Annotated in this window: 19 protein-coding genes; 10 read left to right on the forward strand and 9 right to left on the reverse strand. The window is 61.4% G+C overall.

Features of this window, described 5'->3' with window-relative positions:
- Positions 1 to 34 precede the first annotated feature (34 nt).
- Together ACURWW_RS08415 and ACURWW_RS08420 are read left to right on the forward strand one after the other, a co-directional pair.
- Complete coding sequence (locus tag ACURWW_RS08415; RefSeq protein WP_445616364.1) at positions 35 to 1,606, forward strand: FG-GAP repeat domain-containing protein; 1,572 nt, start codon at positions 35 to 37, stop codon at positions 1,604 to 1,606.
- Entirely contained in the window at positions 1,603 to 3,279 is a 1,677-nt protein-coding gene (locus tag ACURWW_RS08420; RefSeq protein ID WP_445616365.1) for an FG-GAP repeat domain-containing protein, read from the forward strand. Before ACURWW_RS08415 ends, ACURWW_RS08420 begins: the two co-directional genes overlap by 4 nt.
- 22 nt (positions 3,280 to 3,301) lie before the next feature.
- Here ACURWW_RS08420 and ACURWW_RS08425 read toward each other — a convergent pair whose 3' ends face one another.
- The 3 genes from ACURWW_RS08425 to ACURWW_RS08435 all read right to left on the reverse strand — a co-directional run bounded on the left by ACURWW_RS08425 (position 3,302) and on the right by ACURWW_RS08435 (position 7,068).
- Positions 3,302 to 5,239, reverse strand: a complete 1,938-nt coding sequence (locus ACURWW_RS08425) for a MacB family efflux pump subunit (RefSeq protein ID WP_445616366.1) — start codon at positions 5,237 to 5,239, stop codon at positions 3,302 to 3,304.
- 20 nt (positions 5,240 to 5,259) lie between these two features.
- Positions 5,260 to 6,393, reverse strand: a complete 1,134-nt coding sequence (locus ACURWW_RS08430) for an efflux RND transporter periplasmic adaptor subunit (RefSeq protein ID WP_445616367.1) — start codon at positions 6,391 to 6,393, stop codon at positions 5,260 to 5,262.
- 222 nt (positions 6,394 to 6,615) lie between these two features.
- Positions 6,616 to 7,068 (reverse strand): hypothetical protein, encoded by a 453-nt coding sequence (locus ACURWW_RS08435; RefSeq protein ID WP_445616368.1) that lies wholly within the window; start codon positions 7,066 to 7,068, stop codon positions 6,616 to 6,618.
- Positions 7,069 to 7,341: 273 nt separating this feature from the next.
- Between ACURWW_RS08435 and pbpG the strand changes: the two genes are divergently transcribed.
- Positions 7,342 to 8,289 (forward strand): D-alanyl-D-alanine endopeptidase, encoded by a 948-nt coding sequence (gene pbpG / locus ACURWW_RS08440; protein WP_445616369.1) that lies wholly within the window; start codon positions 7,342 to 7,344, stop codon positions 8,287 to 8,289.
- A gap of 68 nt (positions 8,290 to 8,357) precedes the next feature.
- Here the strand turns inward: pbpG and mtgA are convergent, their stop codons facing one another.
- On the reverse strand, positions 8,358 to 9,050 hold the full coding sequence (gene mtgA / locus ACURWW_RS08445; protein ID WP_445616370.1) for a monofunctional biosynthetic peptidoglycan transglycosylase: 693 nt from the start codon (positions 9,048 to 9,050) through the stop codon (positions 8,358 to 8,360).
- 173 nt (positions 9,051 to 9,223) lie between these two features.
- Here mtgA and ACURWW_RS08450 point away from each other — a divergent pair, with 173 nt between their 5' ends.
- The 3 genes from ACURWW_RS08450 to ACURWW_RS08460 all read left to right on the forward strand — a co-directional run bounded on the left by ACURWW_RS08450 (position 9,224) and on the right by ACURWW_RS08460 (position 12,734).
- Positions 9,224 to 9,592 carry a VOC family protein gene (locus tag ACURWW_RS08450; protein ID WP_445616371.1) on the forward strand — a complete coding sequence of 123 codons (369 nt, stop codon included), beginning with the start codon at positions 9,224 to 9,226 and terminating at the stop codon, positions 9,590 to 9,592.
- Positions 9,593 to 9,605: 13 nt separating this feature from the next.
- Entirely contained in the window at positions 9,606 to 10,844 is a 1,239-nt protein-coding gene (locus tag ACURWW_RS08455; protein ID WP_445616372.1) for an MFS transporter, read from the forward strand.
- A 90-nt stretch (positions 10,845 to 10,934) separates the two neighbouring features.
- The gene (locus ACURWW_RS08460) at positions 10,935 to 12,734 is read left to right on the forward strand and encodes a carboxylesterase/lipase family protein (RefSeq protein WP_445616373.1); all 1,800 of its coding nucleotides are present in this window, start codon (positions 10,935 to 10,937) and stop codon (positions 12,732 to 12,734) included.
- 65 nt (positions 12,735 to 12,799) lie between these two features.
- Here the strand turns inward: ACURWW_RS08460 and ACURWW_RS08465 are convergent, their stop codons facing one another.
- From ACURWW_RS08465 to pspA, 5 genes are all read right to left on the reverse strand, one after another.
- Entirely contained in the window at positions 12,800 to 13,021 is a 222-nt protein-coding gene (locus ACURWW_RS08465) for a hypothetical protein (RefSeq protein WP_458618469.1), read from the reverse strand.
- Positions 13,022 to 13,060: 39 nt separating this feature from the next.
- Positions 13,061 to 13,702 (reverse strand): PspC domain-containing protein, encoded by a 642-nt coding sequence (locus ACURWW_RS08470; protein ID WP_445616375.1) that lies wholly within the window; start codon positions 13,700 to 13,702, stop codon positions 13,061 to 13,063.
- The gene (locus tag ACURWW_RS08475) at positions 13,686 to 13,937 is read right to left on the reverse strand and encodes a hypothetical protein (RefSeq protein ID WP_445616376.1); all 252 of its coding nucleotides are present in this window, start codon (positions 13,935 to 13,937) and stop codon (positions 13,686 to 13,688) included. The genes ACURWW_RS08470 and ACURWW_RS08475 overlap by 17 nt, the downstream gene beginning before the upstream one ends.
- Before the next feature lie 153 nt (positions 13,938 to 14,090).
- Positions 14,091 to 14,243: a hypothetical protein gene (locus tag ACURWW_RS08480; protein WP_445616377.1), complete on the reverse strand. Its 153-nt coding sequence runs from the start codon at positions 14,241 to 14,243 to the stop codon at positions 14,091 to 14,093.
- 267 nt (positions 14,244 to 14,510) lie between these two features.
- The gene (gene pspA, locus ACURWW_RS08485) at positions 14,511 to 15,200 is read right to left on the reverse strand and encodes a phage shock protein PspA (RefSeq protein WP_445616378.1); all 690 of its coding nucleotides are present in this window, start codon (positions 15,198 to 15,200) and stop codon (positions 14,511 to 14,513) included.
- 255 nt (positions 15,201 to 15,455) lie between these two features.
- Here pspA and pspF point away from each other — a divergent pair, with 255 nt between their 5' ends.
- The 4 genes from pspF (at position 15,456) to ACURWW_RS08505 (ending at position 20,583) form a co-directional block, all read left to right on the forward strand.
- The gene (gene pspF, locus ACURWW_RS08490) at positions 15,456 to 16,484 is read left to right on the forward strand and encodes a phage shock protein operon transcriptional activator (protein ID WP_445616379.1); all 1,029 of its coding nucleotides are present in this window, start codon (positions 15,456 to 15,458) and stop codon (positions 16,482 to 16,484) included.
- A 121-nt stretch (positions 16,485 to 16,605) separates the two neighbouring features.
- Complete coding sequence (locus ACURWW_RS08495; RefSeq protein ID WP_445616380.1) at positions 16,606 to 18,702, forward strand: TonB-dependent receptor domain-containing protein; 2,097 nt, start codon at positions 16,606 to 16,608, stop codon at positions 18,700 to 18,702.
- Between the two features lie 53 nt (positions 18,703 to 18,755).
- On the forward strand, positions 18,756 to 20,051 hold the full coding sequence (locus ACURWW_RS08500) for an ATP-binding protein (protein ID WP_445616381.1): 1,296 nt from the start codon (positions 18,756 to 18,758) through the stop codon (positions 20,049 to 20,051).
- Positions 20,038 to 20,583 (forward strand): response regulator transcription factor, encoded by a 546-nt coding sequence (locus ACURWW_RS08505; protein ID WP_445616382.1) that lies wholly within the window; start codon positions 20,038 to 20,040, stop codon positions 20,581 to 20,583. Before ACURWW_RS08500 ends, ACURWW_RS08505 begins: the two co-directional genes overlap by 14 nt.
- The last annotated feature ends 174 nt before the right edge of the window (positions 20,584 to 20,757 follow it).

The following is a 20,757-nucleotide window of genomic DNA, read 5'->3' on the forward strand; positions in this document are numbered from 1 at the left end:
CACAATTATTAGAATACGCCGTAAAGGATTGCGCATGAAAAAAAACGCGCTATGCGCCCTCTGTCTGCTGTTGGCGCCGCCGCTCCTGGCCGCTCCGCAATACGTGGCCTCGGTCATCGAACCCGCACAGGAAATTCGCTCCCGCGCCTTTGGTGATCTGGACGGAGATGGCCGCCAGGATCTGCTGCTCCAGGTGTGGAGCAACCAGCGCGGCCGTGAAATTCTGGTCTACCGGCAAGGCGAGGAGGGCCAGTATCCCGGCTCGCCGTCCCAGTCCATCGAAATCAAGCGTGACATCATCGCTTTCGCGCTGGCCGATCTGCGTGACGAGCCGGGAGAAGAGCTCCTGTTCTTTACCCGCAACGGTGCGTACAGCTTTTCCAGTCACAAGAAGTCTTACGCGGGCAATCTGAAGAAGCTGTTCGACTGGGAGCTTGTGAACACGGTTCCAGAAACAAAATCCCTCGGTTTCCTGGGTCGTCTCCGCGATTACAACGGCGACGGCTTTGTGGATCTCCTGCTGCCGGGGCGCGAACGCTACGCACTCTTTCGCGGGGATGAAAACGGCGGATTCGGCCAGGCGCAGCTGTTCCCCAAACCCTACCGCGACCCGCGCCGCGACGCCCAGGCACGTCCCGACGTGCAGGTTACTGCTGACAACGGCCTCAGCATCGTCGTGGAAACTCCCAGCGTTTTTGCCGGATTGTTCCCGGATCGTTCCGAAGAGGACGAATTCAGTCGCCGCACTCTGGGCCGTTTCGGCAGTCGTCACTACATCATGGACCTGCAGCGCTGGCTCGCCGCGGTTCACCCGGCGCGCCTGAACGGCGACGAGTTGCAGGACTTTGTCTTCATTGACCATTCCCAAGAGGATGAGGACGCGGAGCGACGGTTCAACGGAGTGATTCAGAGCGCCGAGGGTGTGAAGGACGAAGCTGACTGGCAGCAGAACCTGAAAGGCTCCGGCCAGGTCATTGTCGCCGACTTCAATGGCGATCAGCAGGACGATATCTTGAGTGTGGAGACTCGGGGCAACAACCAGGCCTCCCTCATGTTCTTCGCAAATCAGGGCGGCGCATTTGATTTCAAAAAGCCGGATCAGGTAATGCGCTTCTCCGGCTACGAGGTGGAGCCCACGTTGCAGGACCTTAACGGTGACGGGCACCCGGAACTGATCGTCAGCTACTACAGCCTTGCCGCCATGGACGCCATCCGCAGCGGCAGCATGGTGCGGACCACTTTGATCTACAAGGGCCCGGGTGCATCCGGCGATGGCGAGGGCGCCCGCCTGTTCGATCGTCGACCCGACGTAAAAATCGAGGACAAATTTTCTGCCCAGAGCGTCAAGGGTCTCACCGAACGCCCCCATTTTTCTGCTGATGTGGACGGCGACGGCCGGGTGGAAATGACCGCCCTGGATGATGATGGCGCCCTGATCGCGAGCGCTATCTCGGACGACTTGCAGATTGCCGATGAGCCCATGTGGCGTTTTGTTCCACTGCACCTGATTCAGTCCATTTTCCCCCAGCAACTGAATGCAGACGAATCCACAGATCTCCTGCTCACCCATCAAAACGCCGTTACGGTGCTGGTGTCCCGTCCATGAATAATCAGCGAGCCATAACCCGCTTCAGCACTTTTGTTCTCAGCTTTTCCCTGGCGGCCCTGACCCAGGCGGACGGCGGCCTGTCGAACTACCAGCGTGTTCCCTTCGAGTTGAACGGAGTCAGCGACCGCATCATTCCAGCGGACATGAACGGCGATGGACTGGTGGACCTGCTCACGGCGGACGGGAGCATCCTGTCCCTGTACCTTCAGCGTCCGGGCCAATCCCCTTTCGACTTCGCCAACCCCGACGCACGCCTGGAACTGCCGGGGAATGCAACCGGCTGGGGACTGGATCAGGAGCGTTTGCTGGCGCTGGTGGAGGGCAGAAAGCTTCTGTCCTGGACCGTGTCCGAAGATGGTTTTGGCGAGCCGGACACCGAGCTCGACGCCCTCTCGGGCTTCCTGCCTTCCGGTGCCTATCCGCTGGACTTCGTGCGTGACATCAATGGGGATGGCCGGGCCGACATCATTGTGCCGGGCCCCAATGAATTACAGCTCTACTTGCAGAACCCGGCCGGTGGCTACGAGGGCCCCGTCCATGTCCAATCCCGGATCATGAACTACTCCCGCCTGCTTCCGGGTGCTTATCTGGATAGCCGTGTCGGCCAGAGTGTGCGGATTCCCCAACTGCAGATTCGCGATGTAAACAACGACCAGCGACCGGACCTTGTGACCAGCAGCGAAGAACGGATCGACGTCTTTCTCGCCAGCGACAAGGGCAGCTTCGCGTCGGTGGCCAGCTACTCCGTGAATCTGCAGGAATTGTCCGAGCGCGTCGGCGAAGTGGATTTTGACCGGGTGGATTTCGGCAACCTCAGTGGCCTGCTTGCCCATACCTATGACGTTCAGCTGGAGGATGTGGACGGGGACGGTATAGAAGACCTGCTGATCCGCGAAGGGGGCAAGCTCACCGTGTTTGCCGGCGCGCCGGAGGGGATGAACATGGAACAACCCCGGCAGGTTCTCAAATCCGGGGGCAACGTGTTGGGCACCTTCGTGCGGGACGAAGACGAGGATGGGCTGGGCGACCTGTGGCTGTCGCGCATCGAGGATATCTCCCTGGCCAATCTTTTTCTGTGGCTCGCGGTGTCCGGCAGTGTGGACATCGAGACCTTCATCTACCGCAACGAGGGCAAACGCTTCGCCAGCCGGCCGCACCGGAAGATTACGGTCAGTGTGAAATTTCCGCCGATCCTGCGCAGTGCGGATCTGGTCAGTGCCGCGGTTGATCCCGACCAGAATAGCGACGTTCCCCGCAGCGCCCGTGCGCAACTGGATGCCCCCGACTCGGCGCAGGAACTCGCGGTCCTGCGCCGCAATGCGGTGGCCATTTTCATGAATGCAATCCGCGGTGGAGAGAGCGACGCGGTCCTCGGCCTGGCCGATTACAGCCGCAGCAAGAATCGCTACGTGCTTGACCTCGGCAAGGCCCTGGAAAATACCGGGCGGGGAATGAGCGGGGATCTGCAGAAGGTCAGTGGGCGCGAAGCGGACTTCGAAATCTCCTACCTGGTGAAGACGGTCAAAGACGGCGAGAAAGAGGAAGCCCCGGAGTTGTCCACCATGGACCTGGTCTCCTGGGAGCTCAATGGCGACGGGCGGCACGACTTTTTTGTGCTGACGGAGCGAAACGACAATCAGGTGCGCGGAGTCATGCTGCTGTCCAGGTGATCGGGAAAGGCCGAAGGGATTCTCACTCGGCGGCCAGTGCTGCCACCGGGTCCATGTTGGCGGCTTTGCGTGCGGGCAAAAAGCCGAACAGCAAGCCGGTAAAAAATGCCGAGGAAAACGCGAGCAGAGCCGGTGCGAGAGTGAACGCCACCCGGGTTCCCAGCCCCTGCGCCACCAGACCCGCGCCCACACCCACCAGTACACCCACCGCCCCGCCAATGCCGCATACGACCAGCGCTTCGGTGTTGAACTGCAGCAGAATGTTGGCGCGCCGAGCCCCGGTTGCCATGCGCACCCCGATTTCCCGGGTTCGTTCCGTAACATTCACCAGCATGATATTCATCACGCCGATCCCGCCCACCAGCAGGGAAATTGCGGCCACGGAGCCGAGCAGCACAGTCAGGGTGTTCTGGGTCGCGGTGGCGGTTTCCATAATGGTGGCCGTGTTGCGCACCTGGAAGTCCTGCACACCGTGTCGTGCGGTGGTGAGCGAGGTGATACTGCGTTCCAGGTGGTCGATGTTTCCATCGCCACTGGCCTTCACCCGGATAATGTTCAGATAGCGCCTGCCGAACACGCGGATGAACCCTGTGGAAAGCGGCACCAGCGCGACATTGTCCTGGTCCGAGCCGAAGGCGTTGGCTCCCTTGGCCGCCAGCACGCCCACCACTTCGAAGGGAATATTCCCCACCAGCACGTAATGGCCCACGGGGTTCTCCCCGTCCGGGAACAGGTTCCTGGCCACCGTGTCCCCGAGAACCACCACCGGCGCGTAACTGTTTACGTCGTTCTGGTTGATGAAGGTGCCCCGGGCCATGGTCCAATCCTGGACTTGCTGATAGTCAGGCCAGACTCCCGTGACGCTGGTCTGATAATCCTGATTGCCGAAGCGCACCGTCGCGCCAGAGCTGCGCTCGGGGGATACGGCAAGCACGCCGGGCAGTTCCCGGATTGCTTGCGCATCGTCGTGCACCAGTGTGGCCAGATCGCCGCTGGGCCGGGACCCGGGAGCGCCGGGTCGGATCATCAGCAGGTTGGTGCCCAGGGATTCGATCCGTTCCATCACGTCCTGCTTGCTGCCGTTGCCGATGGCGAGCATGGCCACCACGGCCGCTACGCCGATCACTACCCCTAGCAAGGTGAGCATGCTGCGAAACCCGTTGGCCCGCAGGGAGCGCAGAGCCATTTTGACCGCTTCGGTGAGGTCCGGCAGAAAACGGCTGCCACGGGGCGCGGCCCGGGTGGGCGCTGGCCGGGGCGCCGCCTCGCGGCCTGGCGCGGGGCCGGAGTCGCTCACGATCTGCCCGTCCCTGATCTGCACGATCCGTTCAGCGGTTGCTGCCACCTGCGAGTCGTGGGTAATGAGGAGTACGGTGCGCCCGTCCCGGTGCAGTTCCCTGAGCAGATCCAGCACTTCCCGGCCGCTGTTGCTGTCGAGGGCTCCGGTGGGTTCGTCGGCGAGGATCACCTCGCCATCGTTCATCAGCGCCCGGGCAATCGAGACCCGCTGCTGCTGGCCGCCGGAGAGTTGGTTGGGTCGACTGCTGCCGCGATCGCCCAGGCCCAGGCGGGCGAGAAGCTGCGTGGCCCGCTCGGCCCGTTCCTGCTTCCCCCGGCCTGCGTAGATCGCCGGCAGTTCCACGTTTTCCGCTGCGGCCACGGAGCTGATGAGGTTGTAGCGCTGGAACACGAAACCGAAGGTGTCCCGGCGCAGGGCCGCCAGCGCGTCCGAGTCCATGGCGGAAACGTCCCTGCCCCTGACGCGATACTGACCGGACGAAGGGCGGTCAAGACAACCCAGGATGTTCATCAACGTGGACTTGCCGGAGCCGGATTGGCCGACAATGGCCACGAACTCTCCCGGGTAAACCTGGAGGCTTACACCATCAAGGGCGCGCAGCTCGTTGCTACCGCTGCGGTATACGCGGTGCACGTCGTCCAGGTGCAGTAATGGAGCCATCGGGTTGCTATCGCCACTCATCAAAGGCGCGCGCCCACGGAGGGACGGCCGCCCGGCTCCGGCCCTGCGGAATGGGGTCCGACAATCAGCTTCTCACCCACTGCAAGACCGTCCAGCACCTGCACCTGGCTGCGGTTTGCGAGCCCGACCCGGACGCTCCTCAGTTCGGGGCCATCGGGCGTGAGCACCTGGGCCGTGTAGCCCTCGGCACTTCCGGGAGACTTGTGGACCGTCGAGAAGGGGGCGAGCACCGCGTCTTCCACTCTGTCCAGAACGAAGAAGACCTGCACCGTCATGTCCCGCATGAGGATCTGCTCGCGGTTGTCCACGTCGATGAGGACGTAGTACAGAACAACGTCGTTGACGATCTGGGGGGTGGGCTGAATCTGCCGGACTTCGCCGTGCCAGCGGCGATCGGGCGTGCCGAGGGTGGTGAACCAGGCGGGCATGCCCACCTTCAGCCGCACCACGTCCGCTTCGGACACCTCCGCCCACACGGTCATGGTATCCAGGTCGGCCACGGTGACGATCTCCGGCGCGGTCTGGGATGCGTTGACGGTCTGGCCCTCCACGGAACTCTCGGAAACCACGGTTCCACTCATGGGAGCATAGATCTTCGTATATCCGAGGTTGGTAATGTCGCCACTGAGGGCGGATTCGGCGGCTTTGATCTCCGCCTGGAGTGAACGGACCTGGGCCTCGGCCACCTTGAGGGACGCTTCGCTTTCGTCCAGGGTCTGGGCGCTGACCGAATGGCTTGCCGACAGACGCCGGTTGCGCTCGAGCTGGGCGCGGGCCAGTTGAACCTGAGCTTCCCGTTCGGCGAGGTGGGCTTTCAAGCGCTCCAGATTCGCTTCGCTGGACTGCACCCGCGACTCGTACACCCGCGGGTCGATCTCCGCCAGCAACTGTCCCTTCTCCACCCGGTCTCCGATCTCCACGTGAACCCGGGTGAGCTGCCCGGAAACCTGAGCGCCCACGTTCACATGATCCCGGGGCCGCAGGGCGCCCAGGGCAGTGACGGTCTTTTCCAGATCGCCGCGTTCCACAGGGACCGTTTGATACACGGCCTCCGTGTCCGGGGACATCAGGGCGACGGCGACTCCGCCAAGGGCCACAACGACCACGGCAAGAGCAATGGCAAAGGGTTTCATGCTGCGTTTCATTCGGGACAGGGGCTTGGGGGTGGACCGTTGGCTCGGGGGTGGACTGTTACCTGGTGCAAGTCTGAATCATGGGTGCGACCTGTGCCGCAAATTTCCGGGCGGTGTGATGAAGCTCACGCAACACGTGCGATATGCGCCCCGGCAGGCGGCGCGCGATGGCTTTGCCTGTTCACTGCCACCTGATCGCGCGCCCGACCCCCGGAGCAGCGATTATTGAAAAGAGGGGAAGCGGTCCGCCGCGTGCTGGCGATGGCACTCCACGCAGGCGTCGAGCATTTGCTTGAAGATTCTCTGCTGCTGCTCCTTGTCACCGCCGCGTGCGGCCTCCGCGAGACTGGCGCTCAGTTCGTGGAAATTTTCGTCCTTCTCCAGGAATGCCGGTGAAGCGGCCTTGTGCAAGGCCTCGCGCTGGGCGCCAGTCATCTGCTGGGCAAGGATGAAGCTGTCATGGATGGCCTGAGCCTCCTTGGCGACGGTCGCGTCTTCCCCCCGCACCAGGGCGCCGACGATGGTTTCCGTGGCCTGCAGCACGGCCACCATCTCCTGAATGAGCAGGGCGCGCAGATCCGAGGGCAGGCGGGAGCCGATGTCCTCGGGCTCCTTGTCCGCAGCATGGGTCGTGAATGTCAGCAAGACCAGGGCGAGAGCCAGGGCGGTTTTCATGATCATCTCCTTCTGGGTTGTGTGGTAAGCCCGGTTGCAGGGTCTGTTCCGATTCGGGCCTGACGCAATCAGTCCCGGTCCCTTTGCAGTCATGCCAGATCATTCGCCTTCCCTGATCCGGTCAGCCTGCTTCCCGTTTATCGTTCCACCTTTGCGTTGGCGCACATTGCCGACTATCCTTGCCACGCGCCAATCAGCTGAGCTGGAGACAGCGTGCTCAACTGCTACACTGAATTGTACCGATCAAGAACTCCAACGACACTTCTGTTCCCTGTGACCAAATCCATCCCGCTCTTTCGTGCCGCCGCCCTTTGTTCTGCGTTTATCATTGCGACCCTGCAAGTCAGTCCGGCTGCGGCGGCCAATCCGGTTCTGCAGACGCCCATCCCCGGACCGTACGCCGAGCTCGATACCAGCCGGGTGACGCTTGGCTCCGTCAAGGCGGCCGTATTTGACCCCGCGTCCGGGAGCATGGTGTACAGCAAGAACGCGGACGTGCCGGCTCCCATTGCCTCTATCACGAAGGTGATGACCGCCATGGTGGTTCTGGATAGCGGTCAGCCCCTGGACGAGATGCTGACCATCCGCAAGGCCGTGCGGGACTCCCGCAATAACGGCTACTCGCGCATGCGCATCGGCTCCAAATTGAGCCGCGGCGATCTGATGCGGATCATGCTCATGGCCTCGGAAAACCTGGCGGCCTACAATCTGGCCGACCATTACGACGGTGGTTTTGATGCCTTCGTGGATGCCATGAACAATAAGGCGAAGGCCCTTGGCATGGGCAGCAGTCACTTCCAGGACGCCAGTGGTCTCTCGGTCAAGAACGTTTCCACGGCGTCCGACCTGGTAAAGATGCTGACGGCGGCGGATGAGTATCAACTCATACGCGAATATTCCACTACGCCGGGTTACACCGCCCGTTTTGAAAACCCGCGCTACAACCTGCGCTATGGCAACACCAATCGACTGGTGCACCGCAGCAGTTGGGACATCGACCTGAGCAAGACGGGCTATCTCAATGAAGCGGGTCGCTGCCTGGTAATGATGACCCGCATTGACGGGCGCGAGGTGGCCATGGTGTTGCTGGACTCTTTCGGCAAGCTGACGCCCATTGGCGATGCCGGCCGAATCCGCCGCTGGCTCACCACCGGCTCCAGCGGCGCCGTAGCTGGCGCGGCCCTGACCTACGAGCGCACCAAGAGCGCCAGTTACCGATAGCAGTCCGTCGAACGAGAGTTTTCAACAGCTTGCCAGTTCTGCCCAAGTGCACGGTTGCGCGCGAGCTCTCAGAAGCGCCCGCGGAGTAGCGCCATATGCTCCAGGATCCACGCCTGGCGTTCCTGCACATAGGGGCTGGGCGCGCTGGCCTGCATGCGGTGGGGGTTGGGCAGCACCGCGGCCAGGAGGGCGGCTTCTTCCGGGGTAAGCTGGCTGGCGGGTTTGCGAAAATGGGCCTGACTGGCGGCGGCCACTCCGTACACGCGGGGGCCGAACTCCACGATATTCAGATACACCTCCAGGATTCGCTCCTTCGACCAAAGCACTTCCATCAGCAGGGTAAACCAGGCTTCCAGAGCTTTGCGGGTATAACTGCGTCCGTTCCAGAGAAACAGGTTCTTCGCGGTTTGTTGGGTGATCGTGCTTGCGCCCCGCAAGCGGCCCCCGGCGCTGCTTTCCATCAGTGCTTTTTGCAATTGATCGAAATCGAAGCCCCAGTGCATGAAAAAGCGCTGATCTTCGGCCGCAATCACGGCCCGCAGCATTTCCGGTGAGATGTCTCTCAGCGGGGTCCACTGGAAGGAATGTATGGCCTCGCTTGGATCCTCCCACTGCCGCTGCACGATGATTCCCGCCGTAGGCGGCGCCACCCAGCGCAGCGCCAGCACCGAGAGGAAGCTGGCCAGCGCAAACACCGCCACTGAACCCAGCAATATGTGAAGCAGGCGGGCGGATGTTTTCGGGCGAATGCGGTGTTTCATGGGCCTCTCTGATTCCCCGGGAGTCAATGCGTTCAGCAGGCGCATTCTTTATATCGTTTTGCAGCTTGTTGTGCAGTGCACCGGGCCCCATTTTCCTGCGCCCGGGGCGCGCCTTCGGGGGTGCGTGTTAGAATGCCCGCCACCTCCGCCCAACCTACCCAGGGGACCATTCCATGATCGGCTACATTACCCTCGGCACCAACGACAGAGAAAAAGCCAACGCGTTCTATGATCAGCTGTTCGCGTTGATGGGAGCCCAGCGCGTGCTGGAGTTGGAAAAACTGACCTTCTGGGGCCGGTCACGCAAGGAGCCTGTTGTGGCCGTCGGTACCCCCTACGACGAACAGGCCGCCACCCACGGCAACGGCAGCATGGTTTCCCTCACGGTTGCCAGCAAGGCCCAGGTGGATGACGTATACCGCAAAGCCCTGGAACTGGGCGGCGCCGATGAAGGGGAGCCGGGCAACCGGACTGAGGACTTCTACGGGGCCTATTTCAGGGATCTGGATAACAACAAGATTTGCGTATTCTGCATGGTCTGACTGAACGCCCGCCATGACTGAATCGCGCCGGTTTTACGGCTGGATCATCGTTGCTGTTGCCTTCTTCGTTGATTTCATTGCCGTCGGCTTCTTCTTCTACAGCTACGCGGTCTTCCTGCTTCCCATCGCCGAGGAGCTGGGCGGTGGTTCCCGTCTCGCCGCCAACGGGGGCCTGGCGCTGGTGCATTTCGTGGCCGGCTGCCTGGGGCCCTTTGTTGGCAACGCACTGGACCGATATCCAATCAAGCGCATCATGACCCTCGGAGCCTGCATGAGTGCCGCGGGTTTCTTCGCGCTGTCCCTCGTGCAGAACATGGTGCAGTTCTACCTGGCCCTGCTATGCCTCACCGCGGTGGGCACGGCCACCATGGGCCAGCTTGCCACCGCGAAACTGGTGTCCAACTGGTTTATCGCCAAGCGCGGGACCGCGCTGGGCATCGCCACCATGGGGGTGTCCCTGTCCGGCGCCATCATGCCCTTTGTGACCACCTGGCTCATAGATGCCTTCGGTTGGCGCGGCGCGTTCGAGATTTTCTCTCTATTGACCCTGGTGCTGGTCGTGCCCATGGTGCTGCTCTACGTTGTGAACGACCCCGAGCAGATCGGGCAGGAGCCGGACGGACGACGCCGCCTGCCGGTGCCCGACCAGCCCAGGGTGCCGCCACCGCAGCCCACCTCGGGGGATATCCTGCGGATGCCCACGTTCTGGGCCATCACACTCGCCTTTGGTGCCCTGTTCACGACTCTTGGCGCAACCCTCACCAACACCATCGCCCTGGCCAGGGACCTGGGTTTTGCGGGTTACTGGGCGGCGGCCATTCTGCCCATCGGCGCCCTGGCCGGGGTGGCGGGCAAGGTCTACTTCGGTGTGTTGTCCGACCGGGTGGATATTCGGCTCGCCATCGTGCTGACTGTGGCGACCCAGGGTACGGGCATTGCCATGCTGATTTTCGTTGAGCAATACTGGCTGCTGGCCCTTGCCTCGGCTATCTTCGGCTTTGGTATGGGGGGCGCGGTTCCCTTGCATGCTGCCGCCGTGGCCAGCTTCTTCGGGCGCCGGGGCTTCGGCAAGATGATGGGATTGATGCGGGCCACTATGCTACCGTTGCAACTCCTGGGGATGCCGCTGGCGGGTTGGGCCTATGATGCGACCGGTACCTACGACACGGCATTCGGGTTTTTCATTGGCCTTCTTGTGGCTGCCGGTCTGATCGCCTGGTTCATGTTTCCCCGCGAGCGAACCGCGGAATAGAGCCGTCAACTCCTTCGAGCCAGCCCCTCCCCGTCATATCCCGCCGGCAGATTGCGCCCGGGCCGGGTTTTTTCGCAGAGGAACAACAGAATGAAACGGTTTTGGACGCGCCTTTGTACCTTCACGGTTATCTTCCCGCTGCTGAGCGCATGCTCCCAGGACGGTGGTATTACCGGCGAGGCAGAGCAGGCCGCACCCATTGATCCCACTCGCCGGATCATTCGTCAGGGCACTTTGACCGGTGTGGTGCAGGGGAACGGCAGCCTGGCCTGGCTCGGCATTCCCTATGCGAAGCCGCCGGTGGGCGAACTGCGCTGGAAGCTCCCACAAGCGCCGGAAACCTGGAAAACGCCCTTTACCGCCAACCGGAATATCCAACCCTGTCCCCAGTTTGTTTCCAACCTGAGTGCCGGCATCGAGGACGCGGATGGTGACGGAGTGGTGGGCAGCGAAGATTGCCTCTACCTCAGCGTTTATGCGCCGAGCGATTCGTCGCCTGACGATAAGCTGCCGGTGATGTACTGGATTTACGGCGGGGGCAACAACAGCGGCTATGCGGGCGACTACAACGGCGCGAACCTGGCGGAATCCGAGAATGTGGTGGTCGTTGCGGTCAACTACCGCCTGGGCAGCCTCGGCTGGTTCCTCCACCCAGCCATCCTCCCGGCGGATGCGAAGGGAGCGGAGGCGTCCGGCAACTGGAGCACCGTGGACACCATCCGTGGCCTGGAGTGGGTGCGGGACAACATCGCCGCATTCGGGGGTGATGCTGACAACGTCACCATCTTCGGCGAATCCGCGGGAGGGGCCAACGTGCTCAGTCTGGTGACCTCACCCATGGCCGAAGGTCTGTTCCACAAGGCCATTGTGGAGAGCGGGGGGCTCGGCACCGTGCCCATAGCCCAGGGCGTCAACTTTGCCGATGAGAAACCCGCGGGGCACATGCACAGCTCCCGGGAGATCATCAACAAGATCCTGGTACGCGATGGGCGCGCTGCCGACCGTGAGGAGGCGAAGCAACTGCAGCAGGCCATGAGCGATGCGGAAATTCGTGAACTGCTTTACGCCCAGTCCGCGCCGGAATTTCTCAAACTCTACAATCCCGAGGCCGCCCGCAACTATCCTGCGCCCAAAAAATTCCGGGACGGTACGGTATTTTCCACCCAGCCGCCCATGGAGCAACTCGCCTCGGGCGACTACAACCAGGTGCCCATCATTCTTGGTACCAATCGTGACGAGCGCCGGATCTACATGTACCGGGATCCGCGCTGGGTGTCCGTGCTGAAAAGCGACCCGCAAGAATACATCCGCGCCGCCAAATATCCCTCCGACGCCTGGAAGCTTCGCGGCGTGGACGGCCTGGCCCGGCTGATGGCCCCGGTGCAGGGCGATTCCGTTTACGCCTATCGGTTTGACTGGGACGAAGCGGCCACCTACCAGGGGACGGACCTGTCTCTCGCCATTGGCGCCGGTCACTCGGTGGAGATGGCGTTTGTGTTCGGGGACTGGGATGTGGGATTTGTACCCGGGGAGATCCTGTACGATCCCTCCCGCAACGAGAGCCGCGACGCGCTCTCAGGCAGCATGATGTCCTACTGGGCCAATTTCGCCTATACCGGCGAGCCGGGCCAGGGCCGCGACGGAAGCGAGCCCGAGTGGCAGCCCTGGAGCAACGGCGCAGGGGCGCCGAAGATGATGATCCTCGACACGGACCAGGATGGCGGAATCCGCATGTCTTCTGACGAGGTCACCGCCGCGAGTATCAAAGCCGAGTTTCTGCGGGAGGAATTCTCCACCTCCGAGAACCGCTGCTCCACCTACGCAGCCACTTTCGGGCGCATGGGGGAATTCGATCGCGAGGAATACGCGAGTCTGGGGTGCGAGCAATAATCGCATTCTGAACACGAAAACGGCCTGCATCTGCAGGCCGTTTTCGTGTTCGGGTCGTCGGGGGGTCAGAGGTTGTCGATTTCTTCCCGCACCCGGTAGCCCTTGTCCGTAACTATTCGTTCCAGCGTCGCCAGGCGCGTGCGTATCTGTTCGAGTTCGTCTTTAAGGTTCCCGCTGAATTCCTTCTCCGCTTTCAGCTTCATTTCAAACATGCGCATGCGGTAGCGCATGTACCGGCCCCCATAGATGAAGCCGAAGATTACGATCAAAATCAGAACTGCTCTCAAGCCGGGGTCCATCGCGTCGCTCCCTTCCTAATGTGATTGCTACATTCTGTTGAGTTCGCTGTGCAGCTTGAAGCGCTTGGAGGTAATGGTCGCTTCCAGGCGGCGCAATTTATCCTCCAGTTCCGTGAACTGCTTGCTGCAATCGCGGATGTCCCGCTTCTCCACCGGTCGTTTGCTTTTGGCAGCGTTTGCATAGGCCGCGTACCGGTCCGAAGGTCGGGCTGCGGCAGCGGGGCTGTATTCCGGCTCCTTGTCCATGATCAGCGCCGCCACGATGTACACAAGGATCGCAAAGGGACCGAAGAACAAGGAGCCAACAAAGGCAAGGCGGATCCAGAAGGGGCTGGTCTCGAAGTATTCGGCCAGACCCGCGCAGACGCCGGCAATCTTCTTGTTCCTGCGGCTCTTGTAGAGCCGTTTGCTGTAATCCACTTGCTTGAGGTGGCGGCAGACCCGGTTGTCCGCGAGACCGCTGGCGATCTCACCGGCCGGTCGGTCGCTCAGGCAGAAGTAGAGCAGCGCGTAGACGGCAATGGTGAGCGGCCAGAAGAACGTGGCAATAACAAAGGCGACCCGAACCAGGAAGGTGCTGACACCGAAGTAGTCCGCCAGTCCGGCGCAGACACCGCCGATCATGCCGTCCTTCCGATTCAGGTGAAGGTGTTTATCGGTCCCGTTCATGGTCCTCTCTCCAGTCAGGTACTTCAGCGTCGAGGATGGCTTCCAGAGTGGTGATGCGCTCCGCCATGTTCTCCGCGATGGTGGTCAGACGCTGCAGCTCCTCCCGCTCGTTGTCGGAAATGTCGCGCTGGCTGGCGCGGTACCGGGCCTTGAGAACGCCGGCCCAGATGGCCACGAGGGGGATGCTGAAAACCATCACCACTGCGACCAGGCCTGTAAAATCACCCACATCCATTATTGAAGCCTTACTCTGTTATTGAGGATTGTTGCCGGGCGCTCGCCATTTTGGGAGCTTGCCCGGACGTTTGCAAGCGAGGCAGGGTGCGCAGAAGCGGTCGCGAGAGATCGTCTGCCAGCCTGCCGGATCCGCCCGGTGAGAGGCGGAGCATTATATGCCAACCAGGTTGCGAGTGGCCGCCATGTAGCCGGGAGTGCCGATTACAACCAGCATGGTCACGACGATGGTGGACAATACCGCAGAGGCGGCGATTTCAAAACAGTAACGTACTTTGGCGCGTTGTGTATGGCTGATCAGTTTCATGTTCTTAGCTCCTTGTATGAGAGAAGTGTTCAAGTTGTGGGTTCGGAACAGCTCACCCAAATCCAGTGTTGGTTGCGAAACCTGAGTTCAAGCCAGGTAGCCTGGCTCACGTCCCCTGTGTTCCGGCAAAGCCGGTGTGTGTCCTGCCCCATTTCAATGCTGCTGCCTTCGAGGGCCGCGAGTCCCAGGAGACACAGTGACCCGGTTAGCAGCACGCCAGGTAGATAGTCCGTAACGGGTCCCATTGCATCGCTCCCTATGGCGCCGTTATTCAGCGTCGTCGGCCGGCTCTTTTTTTCCGCCGCCCTTGACCCTGGCTTTCAGAGCTTCCAGCTCCTTGTCGATGCGATCCTGCATTTCCAGTTCTTCAAATTGCCCATGCAGCCCCGGTCGACCGATGTTGTCCGCTTCGATCTGGCTCTCCATCTGCTCGATGCGCTGCTCGAAGTAGTCGAGCTTGCCCACCGCGGCGTCGTAGGTACGGTCGTTGAGCTTCTGGTTGACCGAAACCCGGGACTGGGTGGCGCGGGTACGCATGGTGATGACCTTCTGTCGCGCCTTGGCATCGTTCAGCTTCTGTTGGAGCTGCTCGATTTCGTCACTCAAGCGTTCCAGTGTTTCGTTCAGCTTGTGCAGGTCCTGTCCGATTACTTCGATCAGGTCCAGCACGGTGGACTTCTCCACGAGGGCCGCCTTGGCGAGATCATCCCGATCCTTGCTCAGTGCCAGTTCGGCTTTGTGCTGCCAGTCTTCCGCTTGCTTTTGCAGGCGTTCGTTGCGGCGCAGCAGTTCCTTCTTTTCGGCCAGGAGCTTGGCGGAGTTGGTGCGTACCTCCACCAGGGTTTCCTCCATCTCCTGAATCACCAGGCGAATCATCTTTTCCGGGTTCTCCGCCGAATCCAGCAAGGCGTTGATGTTGGCGTTAATGATGTCGCTGATTCTTGAAAATATGCCCATGGTTCACCTCTGATTCCTGTTGTGCGGCAAAGCCGGGCTTCGCCAGGGTTGGACGGAAGTTGTTTATATCTGTGCATCAACATTCCGCGTCCACGCCACTTATTGCGACGGGCGTGCCAACTTTGCTCATCATTTTTAAGTATTTGATTTATAGGCGAAAATATCAGTTCTGGCGTGAAGGTCATTAAATGGAGGCTTGGTCAAAAACGCTAAGAAGTGGTTTAATGGACCAATTTCAGGCAAAGGAGACCACGAGTGGCCGCGGATCGAAACGACAGAATGCTGGGCGAATCCTCCCGCATTCTGGAGGTACAGGAGCAGGTGTCCCGCATAGCGCCCTTGCGCAAGCCGGTGCTGATCGTGGGAGAGCGGGGCACGGGCAAGGAGCTGGTGGCAGCGCGGGTTCACTTTTTGTCCGAACGCTGGGGCCAGCCGTTTCTGAAGCTCAACTGCGCCGCGATCAGCGATTCCCTGCTGGATTCGGAGTTGTTCGGCCACGAAGCGGGGGCATTCAGCGGTGCGGTTCGACAGCACAAGGGCTACTTCGAGCGCGCCGACGGGGGAACCTTGTTCCTCGATGAGCTGGCCACCACCTCGGCCCAGGTGCAGGAGAAGATCCTGCGCGTCATCGAGTACGGCGAACTCCTGCGGGTGGGCGGCGACCGCCTGGTGGAGGTGGATGTAAGGCTGGTGGCCGCCACCAACGGCGACCTGCCGGCCATGGCCGCGGCCGGAAAATTCCGCAGCGATCTGCTGGACCGCCTGGCCTTCGACGTCATTACCCTGCCGCCCCTTCGGGAGCGCAGGGAGGACATCATGCTGCTGGCGGAATTCTTCGCCCTGGGCATGGTGAAGGAAATGGAGCGGGAGTACTTCCCCGGCTTCAGCCCTCGGGCCGCGGCGCAGTTGCAGGCCTTCGACTGGCCGGGCAATGTGCGAGAGCTGAAAAATGTCGTGGAGCGGGCGGTTTATCGCACCGCCGACCCGGACCAGCCCATCGACCAGATCGTGTTTGATCCCTTCGAGTCGCCTTTCCGCCTCCGGGAGTCTGTGGAGTCCGCCCCCGAGCCACCGCAGCCGGCCAGCGAGGCAACGCCTGAAACGGACACACTGCAGGTGTTCACCGCGGCCAACGTGGATTTCAAAACTCACATCCAGGCCCGGGAAGTGGACCTGATCAGGCGCGCCTACGCGCATTGCCAGTTCAATCAGCGCAAGACCGCCGAGTTTCTGGGGCTGACCTATGACCAATTGAGGGGATATCTGCGCAAATACGAGTTGTGACGACGCTGCGTCGGGGCGCAAATTCCCTGCGCCGAGGGGGATGCGACAATTTGTCGCATCCCCAAACCCAACTGCGGGAACTATCATCAATCTGCAATTCACCGATTTGGATAGAGTTCCCATGAAAAAGAAGCTGTGCAGGGTTTTTCCCGCAGCGGTCTGCCTCGCGGCGCCGCTGGCCGGGGCGGATCAGACCATTGACGAGATCGTGATCATCGGCGAGTCCCAGTTGGTCGAGCACAGTGTGACGCTGGAAGGGGACGCGCTTCGGGTCGCCAACACCGGGGATTTTCTCAAGTGGGTGCCGGGCGCGAACCTGAACCGGAACGGGCCGCTGACGGCTTTGCCCCAGTACCGGGGCGCTAGTGGCGATCGCATCGCTGTGATGGTCGATGGCATGCCCATGATGGCCGGCGGCCCCAATCAGATGGATGCTCCGCTCTCCACTGTTCCCGGCGCCAACCTGAAAACCCTTTCAGTGAGTCGCGGCATTGCGTCGGTCAGCGCGGGCCAGCAGACCCTGGGCGGGCACGTGTCCGTCACCAGTCAGCAGGGATACTTCACCGACGAGCAGGAGTTCACCAGCCATTTGCGGGTGAACTCCCAGTACAACAGCAACGGCTCCGGCCAGCATTCCAGCGCCCTCGGCTTTGTGGCCAACGACGCCCACAAGCTGGGTGCGGCCTACAGCGTTCAGGATGGCGACGACAGTGAAGTCGGCGGTGGCGAAACCCTGCCCAACAGCTTCTTCGACCGCACGCGCAGCAGCGCATTTTATGGCTACCAAGGTGAAAACGCCGGCATCCATCTGGATGTGAATCGCATCCGGACCGAGCAAACCGGCACAGCCTCCCTGCCCATGGACATCGGCTACATCGACAGTGACGGCATGCATCTGGAGGCCTACCGGATGCTGGGGGAGTGGGAGCTGAGCGTCGGTCTTGGCCGTCAGGACATCGAGCACGTGATGGGCAACTTCACCGATCGGCCCGCGCCGCGAATGCCCAACGGCATGCCCATGCTGCGCGAAACCTTCGCGGTCGGCGATCACGATCATGCCAGGCTCAGCCTCTCGGGCCCCATGGCCAGCGGGACCTTGACCGTGGGCAGCGACTACTCGCTGATGGCGCACGACGCTTACACCCGGGCTCCCAATAATCCAGATCTGTTCCTGCACAATTTCAGTAATGTGGAGAACCGAATCGAGGGCTATTTCGCTGAGTGGGTTCAGACGGGTGATGTTCTCTCATGGGAATTGGGGGCGCGCCTCAATCGCGTCAGCGCGGACGCCGACCCGGTGAGTGTGGCCGGCGTATCGCCCATGATGGCGATGAACATGATGCCCCTGGCCATGGCCTTCAATCAGGCGGACCGCGAGTTTGATGAAAACAACGTGGACCTGGTCGCCAAGGCGGCCTATGCGCTGAGCACCGACCTGGATCTCACGCTGGGCCTCGCTCGTAAAACCCGGGCGCCCAGTTATCAGGAGCTCTATCTCTGGGCACCCCTCCAGGCTACCGGCGGGCTGGCGGACGGTCGCAACTACGTGGGCAACCTGAACCTGGAAGGCGAAGAAGCCGATGAGATCAACCTGGGCCTGGAGCGCCGCAGCGATGGGTTGAACCTTTCATTTCAGGTGTTTTATCGCAAAGTGGACAATTTCATTCAGGGCACCCGGGAGATCAACTCTCTACTGTTGAGCCAGATTCAGGCCCTCTCCAACTCGAACAACGGCTTTGATGCACTGCAGTTCAACAACGTGGACGCGGAGCTTTACGGCGCGGACCTGGGCTACCACGGGACCTTTCTCGATGACCGTTTTTACTACCAGGGCACGCTGAGCTATGTACGCGGCAAGCGCGAGGACCAGTCAGACAACCTCTATCGCATCGCGCCGCTGAACCATAGCCTGACCGTGGGCGGCTACTTCGGGGACTGGGACCTGAGCCTGACCTCCGAGATCAGCGCCAAACAGGACAAGGTATCCCGGTTCAACGACGAGCAACCCACTCCCGGATTCGGTTTGCTGCACTTCAACGCCCGCTGGGAATACAGCGAACAGTTGCAGTTTGTGGCCGGCGTGGACAACCTGTTCGACAAGGAATATCAACTGCACCTCAATGGCTACAACCGGGTGAGTGGCGCCGACGTCGCCGTCGGTGAACGCCTCCCGGGGCTGGGCAGGAATCTGCGCCTGGGTGTAAGCTACCAGTTTTAACCGTTGTGCCAGCCCTTCCGGCAGCGCACAGCGCTGCCGATTTTTTTCTGCCCATGCCTGAAAGCTTCCCGGGGATTGCCGCCCCTCGCGAAAACCTCCGCCGCCTGCTGATTATTCGCTGGGTGCTGGTGCTTTGCCTGCTGGCGGGGAGCGCATTCGCGTATTGGGGCTTTTCCCTTTCTCTGCCGTATCGGTCGGTCAGTGCCGTATTGCTGGCCATCGTCCTTTTCAACCTCGCCACTGAGTGGCGTTTGCGCAAACGCTGGCCTGTAACACACCAGGAATTCTTCCTGCAGATTCTGCTGGATATCGTCGGCGTTACCGTGCTGTTTTATCACTCGGGCGGGGCAAGCAACCCCTTTGTGTTCTACTACCTCGTCCCGTTGAGTATTTCGGCCGCCACATTGCCCTGGCGATTCACCTGGGCGCTCGCGCTGCTGTCGGTAGTCAGCTACACCCTGCTGTTGTTCTACAACGTGCCCATTCCCGGTATCAGCCCCGTGGCGGGCGAGCATGTTCACGGGCAGGAGACGGCTTCGCCGCTCAACCCGCACATTCTGGGAATGTGGTTCAATTTCATCATCAGTGCGGGGCTGATCACTTTTTTCGTGGTAACGATGTCCAACGCCCTCAAGTCCCAGCAACAGCAGCTTAATGAGTACCGGGAGGAAAACCTGCGGGACGAACAAGTGCTGGCGGTCGCGACTCTCGCCGCAGGTACGGCCCACGAACTGGGTAGCCCGCTGACCACCATGAAACTGTTGATCAACGAGATGGCCCACGACTATGCAGGCAATGAGGCGCTGGACAGCGATCTGCGGGTGCTCACCAGGCAAGTGGATCTGTGCAGCAACACTCTTCAGGATCTGGCACGCCGCGCCGAGGTCAATCGCGCCAGCTCGGTGCGCGCCTGCTCCGTTGGCGAATACTGCCAGCACCTCATCGAGCGCTGGCAGTTGCTCCGCCCTGACGTTCGCGCCGAAGTGTCGATCCAGGAGCAGGCGCGGGATCGCCAGGTTGCCTTTCACTCCACGGTGGAGCAGGCCATCATCAATCTGCTCAACAATGCCGCCGACGCGGCGAGTGAAAAGGTACAGGTCAACATGGGCTGGAATTCGACGGACTTCCGCGTGGAAATCATCGACGACGGCCCGGGCATTCCGGCAGCGGTCAAACAGCAACTGGGTCAGTCCTTTGTGACCACCAAGGGCAAGGGGCTTGGCCTGGGACTATTCTTGTCCAATGCGACGTTGTCCCGTTATGGGGGCCGCATGATTCTGCAGGACAACCGGCCCACGGGCACCAAACTCACGATCAGTCTGCCGATTACCTACCATGAACAAGCCTGAAAGGGATCGCTACCTGGTGGTGGACGATGACGAAGCGCTCACCGCCATCTTGGCCCGTGCGCTGCGCCGTCGCGGCTTTACAGCGGACGTGGCTCACACCGCCGAGGCGGCCATCGCCGCTTGTCGCGCCCAGCCGCCGCACCGCGTCGTGCTCGACCTAAAACTGGCGGAATCATCGGGACTGCAATTGATCCCCCGCCTTCTGGAGATTCTGCCCGAGCTGGAGATCGTCATGCTCACGGGCTACTCCAGCATTGCCACCGCGGTGGAAGCCATCAAGCTGGGCGCCGCCAATTATCTGTGTAAACCCGCCGACGCGGACGACATTCTCAACGCATTCTCCCCCGAGCCCCATCACGAGCACACCTCCATGGAGGAGCTCCATCCGCCCTCCGTGGATCGCCTGGAATGGGAGCACATCCAGCGGGTGCTACAGGAGCACGATGGCAACATCTCGGCGACCGCAAGAACCCTCGGCATGCATCGCCGAACCCTGCAACGAAAGCTGAGCAAGCGCCCCGTCAAGCGGTAGGGACCTCTGATCAATTGAATCAGAGCGTCCGTGGCACTCCGATACCCGCAGGGGGCTGTGTCGCCGGAATGTGGAGTGGCAGCGCCAGGGTTTGCCACCCACTTCCCATGGCTGTAAACCTGTGGATGCTGGTCAACTCCTCCGGAGCTCGGGTGTGCCCTCGACGCGAGAGCA

This window comes from Gilvimarinus sp. F26214L, from assembly GCF_054401055.1.

Excerpts from the sequence above, each read along its gene's own strand:
- ACURWW_RS08415 (WP_445616364.1), top strand. The coding sequence starts at position 35 with ATGAAAAAAAACGCGCTATGCGCCCTCTGTCTGCTGTTGGCGCCGCCG.
- ACURWW_RS08455 (WP_445616372.1), top strand. The coding sequence starts at position 9,606 with ATGACTGAATCGCGCCGGTTTTACGGCTGGATCATCGTTGCTGTTGCC.
- mtgA (WP_445616370.1), bottom strand. The coding sequence starts at position 9,050 with ATGAAACACCGCATTCGCCCGAAAACATCCGCCCGCCTGCTTCACATA.
- pspA (WP_445616378.1), bottom strand. The coding sequence starts at position 15,200 with ATGGGCATATTTTCAAGAATCAGCGACATCATTAACGCCAACATCAAC.
- ACURWW_RS08430 (WP_445616367.1), bottom strand. The coding sequence starts at position 6,393 with ATGAAACCCTTTGCCATTGCTCTTGCCGTGGTCGTTGTGGCCCTTGGC.
- ACURWW_RS08480 (WP_445616377.1), bottom strand. The coding sequence starts at position 14,243 with ATGAAACTGATCAGCCATACACAACGCGCCAAAGTACGTTACTGTTTT.
- ACURWW_RS08470 (WP_445616375.1), bottom strand. The coding sequence starts at position 13,702 with ATGAACGGGACCGATAAACACCTTCACCTGAATCGGAAGGACGGCATG.
- ACURWW_RS08475 (WP_445616376.1), bottom strand. The coding sequence starts at position 13,937 with ATGGATGTGGGTGATTTTACAGGCCTGGTCGCAGTGGTGATGGTTTTC.
- ACURWW_RS08505 (WP_445616382.1), top strand. The coding sequence starts at position 20,038 with ATGAACAAGCCTGAAAGGGATCGCTACCTGGTGGTGGACGATGACGAA.
- ACURWW_RS08500 (WP_445616381.1), top strand. The coding sequence starts at position 18,756 with ATGCCTGAAAGCTTCCCGGGGATTGCCGCCCCTCGCGAAAACCTCCGC.
- ACURWW_RS08420 (WP_445616365.1), top strand. The coding sequence starts at position 1,603 with ATGAATAATCAGCGAGCCATAACCCGCTTCAGCACTTTTGTTCTCAGC.
- ACURWW_RS08495 (WP_445616380.1), top strand. The coding sequence starts at position 16,606 with ATGAAAAAGAAGCTGTGCAGGGTTTTTCCCGCAGCGGTCTGCCTCGCG.
- ACURWW_RS08435 (WP_445616368.1), bottom strand. The coding sequence starts at position 7,068 with ATGAAAACCGCCCTGGCTCTCGCCCTGGTCTTGCTGACATTCACGACC.
- ACURWW_RS08450 (WP_445616371.1), top strand. The coding sequence starts at position 9,224 with ATGATCGGCTACATTACCCTCGGCACCAACGACAGAGAAAAAGCCAAC.
- ACURWW_RS08425 (WP_445616366.1), bottom strand. The coding sequence starts at position 5,239 with ATGGCTCCATTACTGCACCTGGACGACGTGCACCGCGTATACCGCAGC.
- ACURWW_RS08460 (WP_445616373.1), top strand. The coding sequence starts at position 10,935 with ATGAAACGGTTTTGGACGCGCCTTTGTACCTTCACGGTTATCTTCCCG.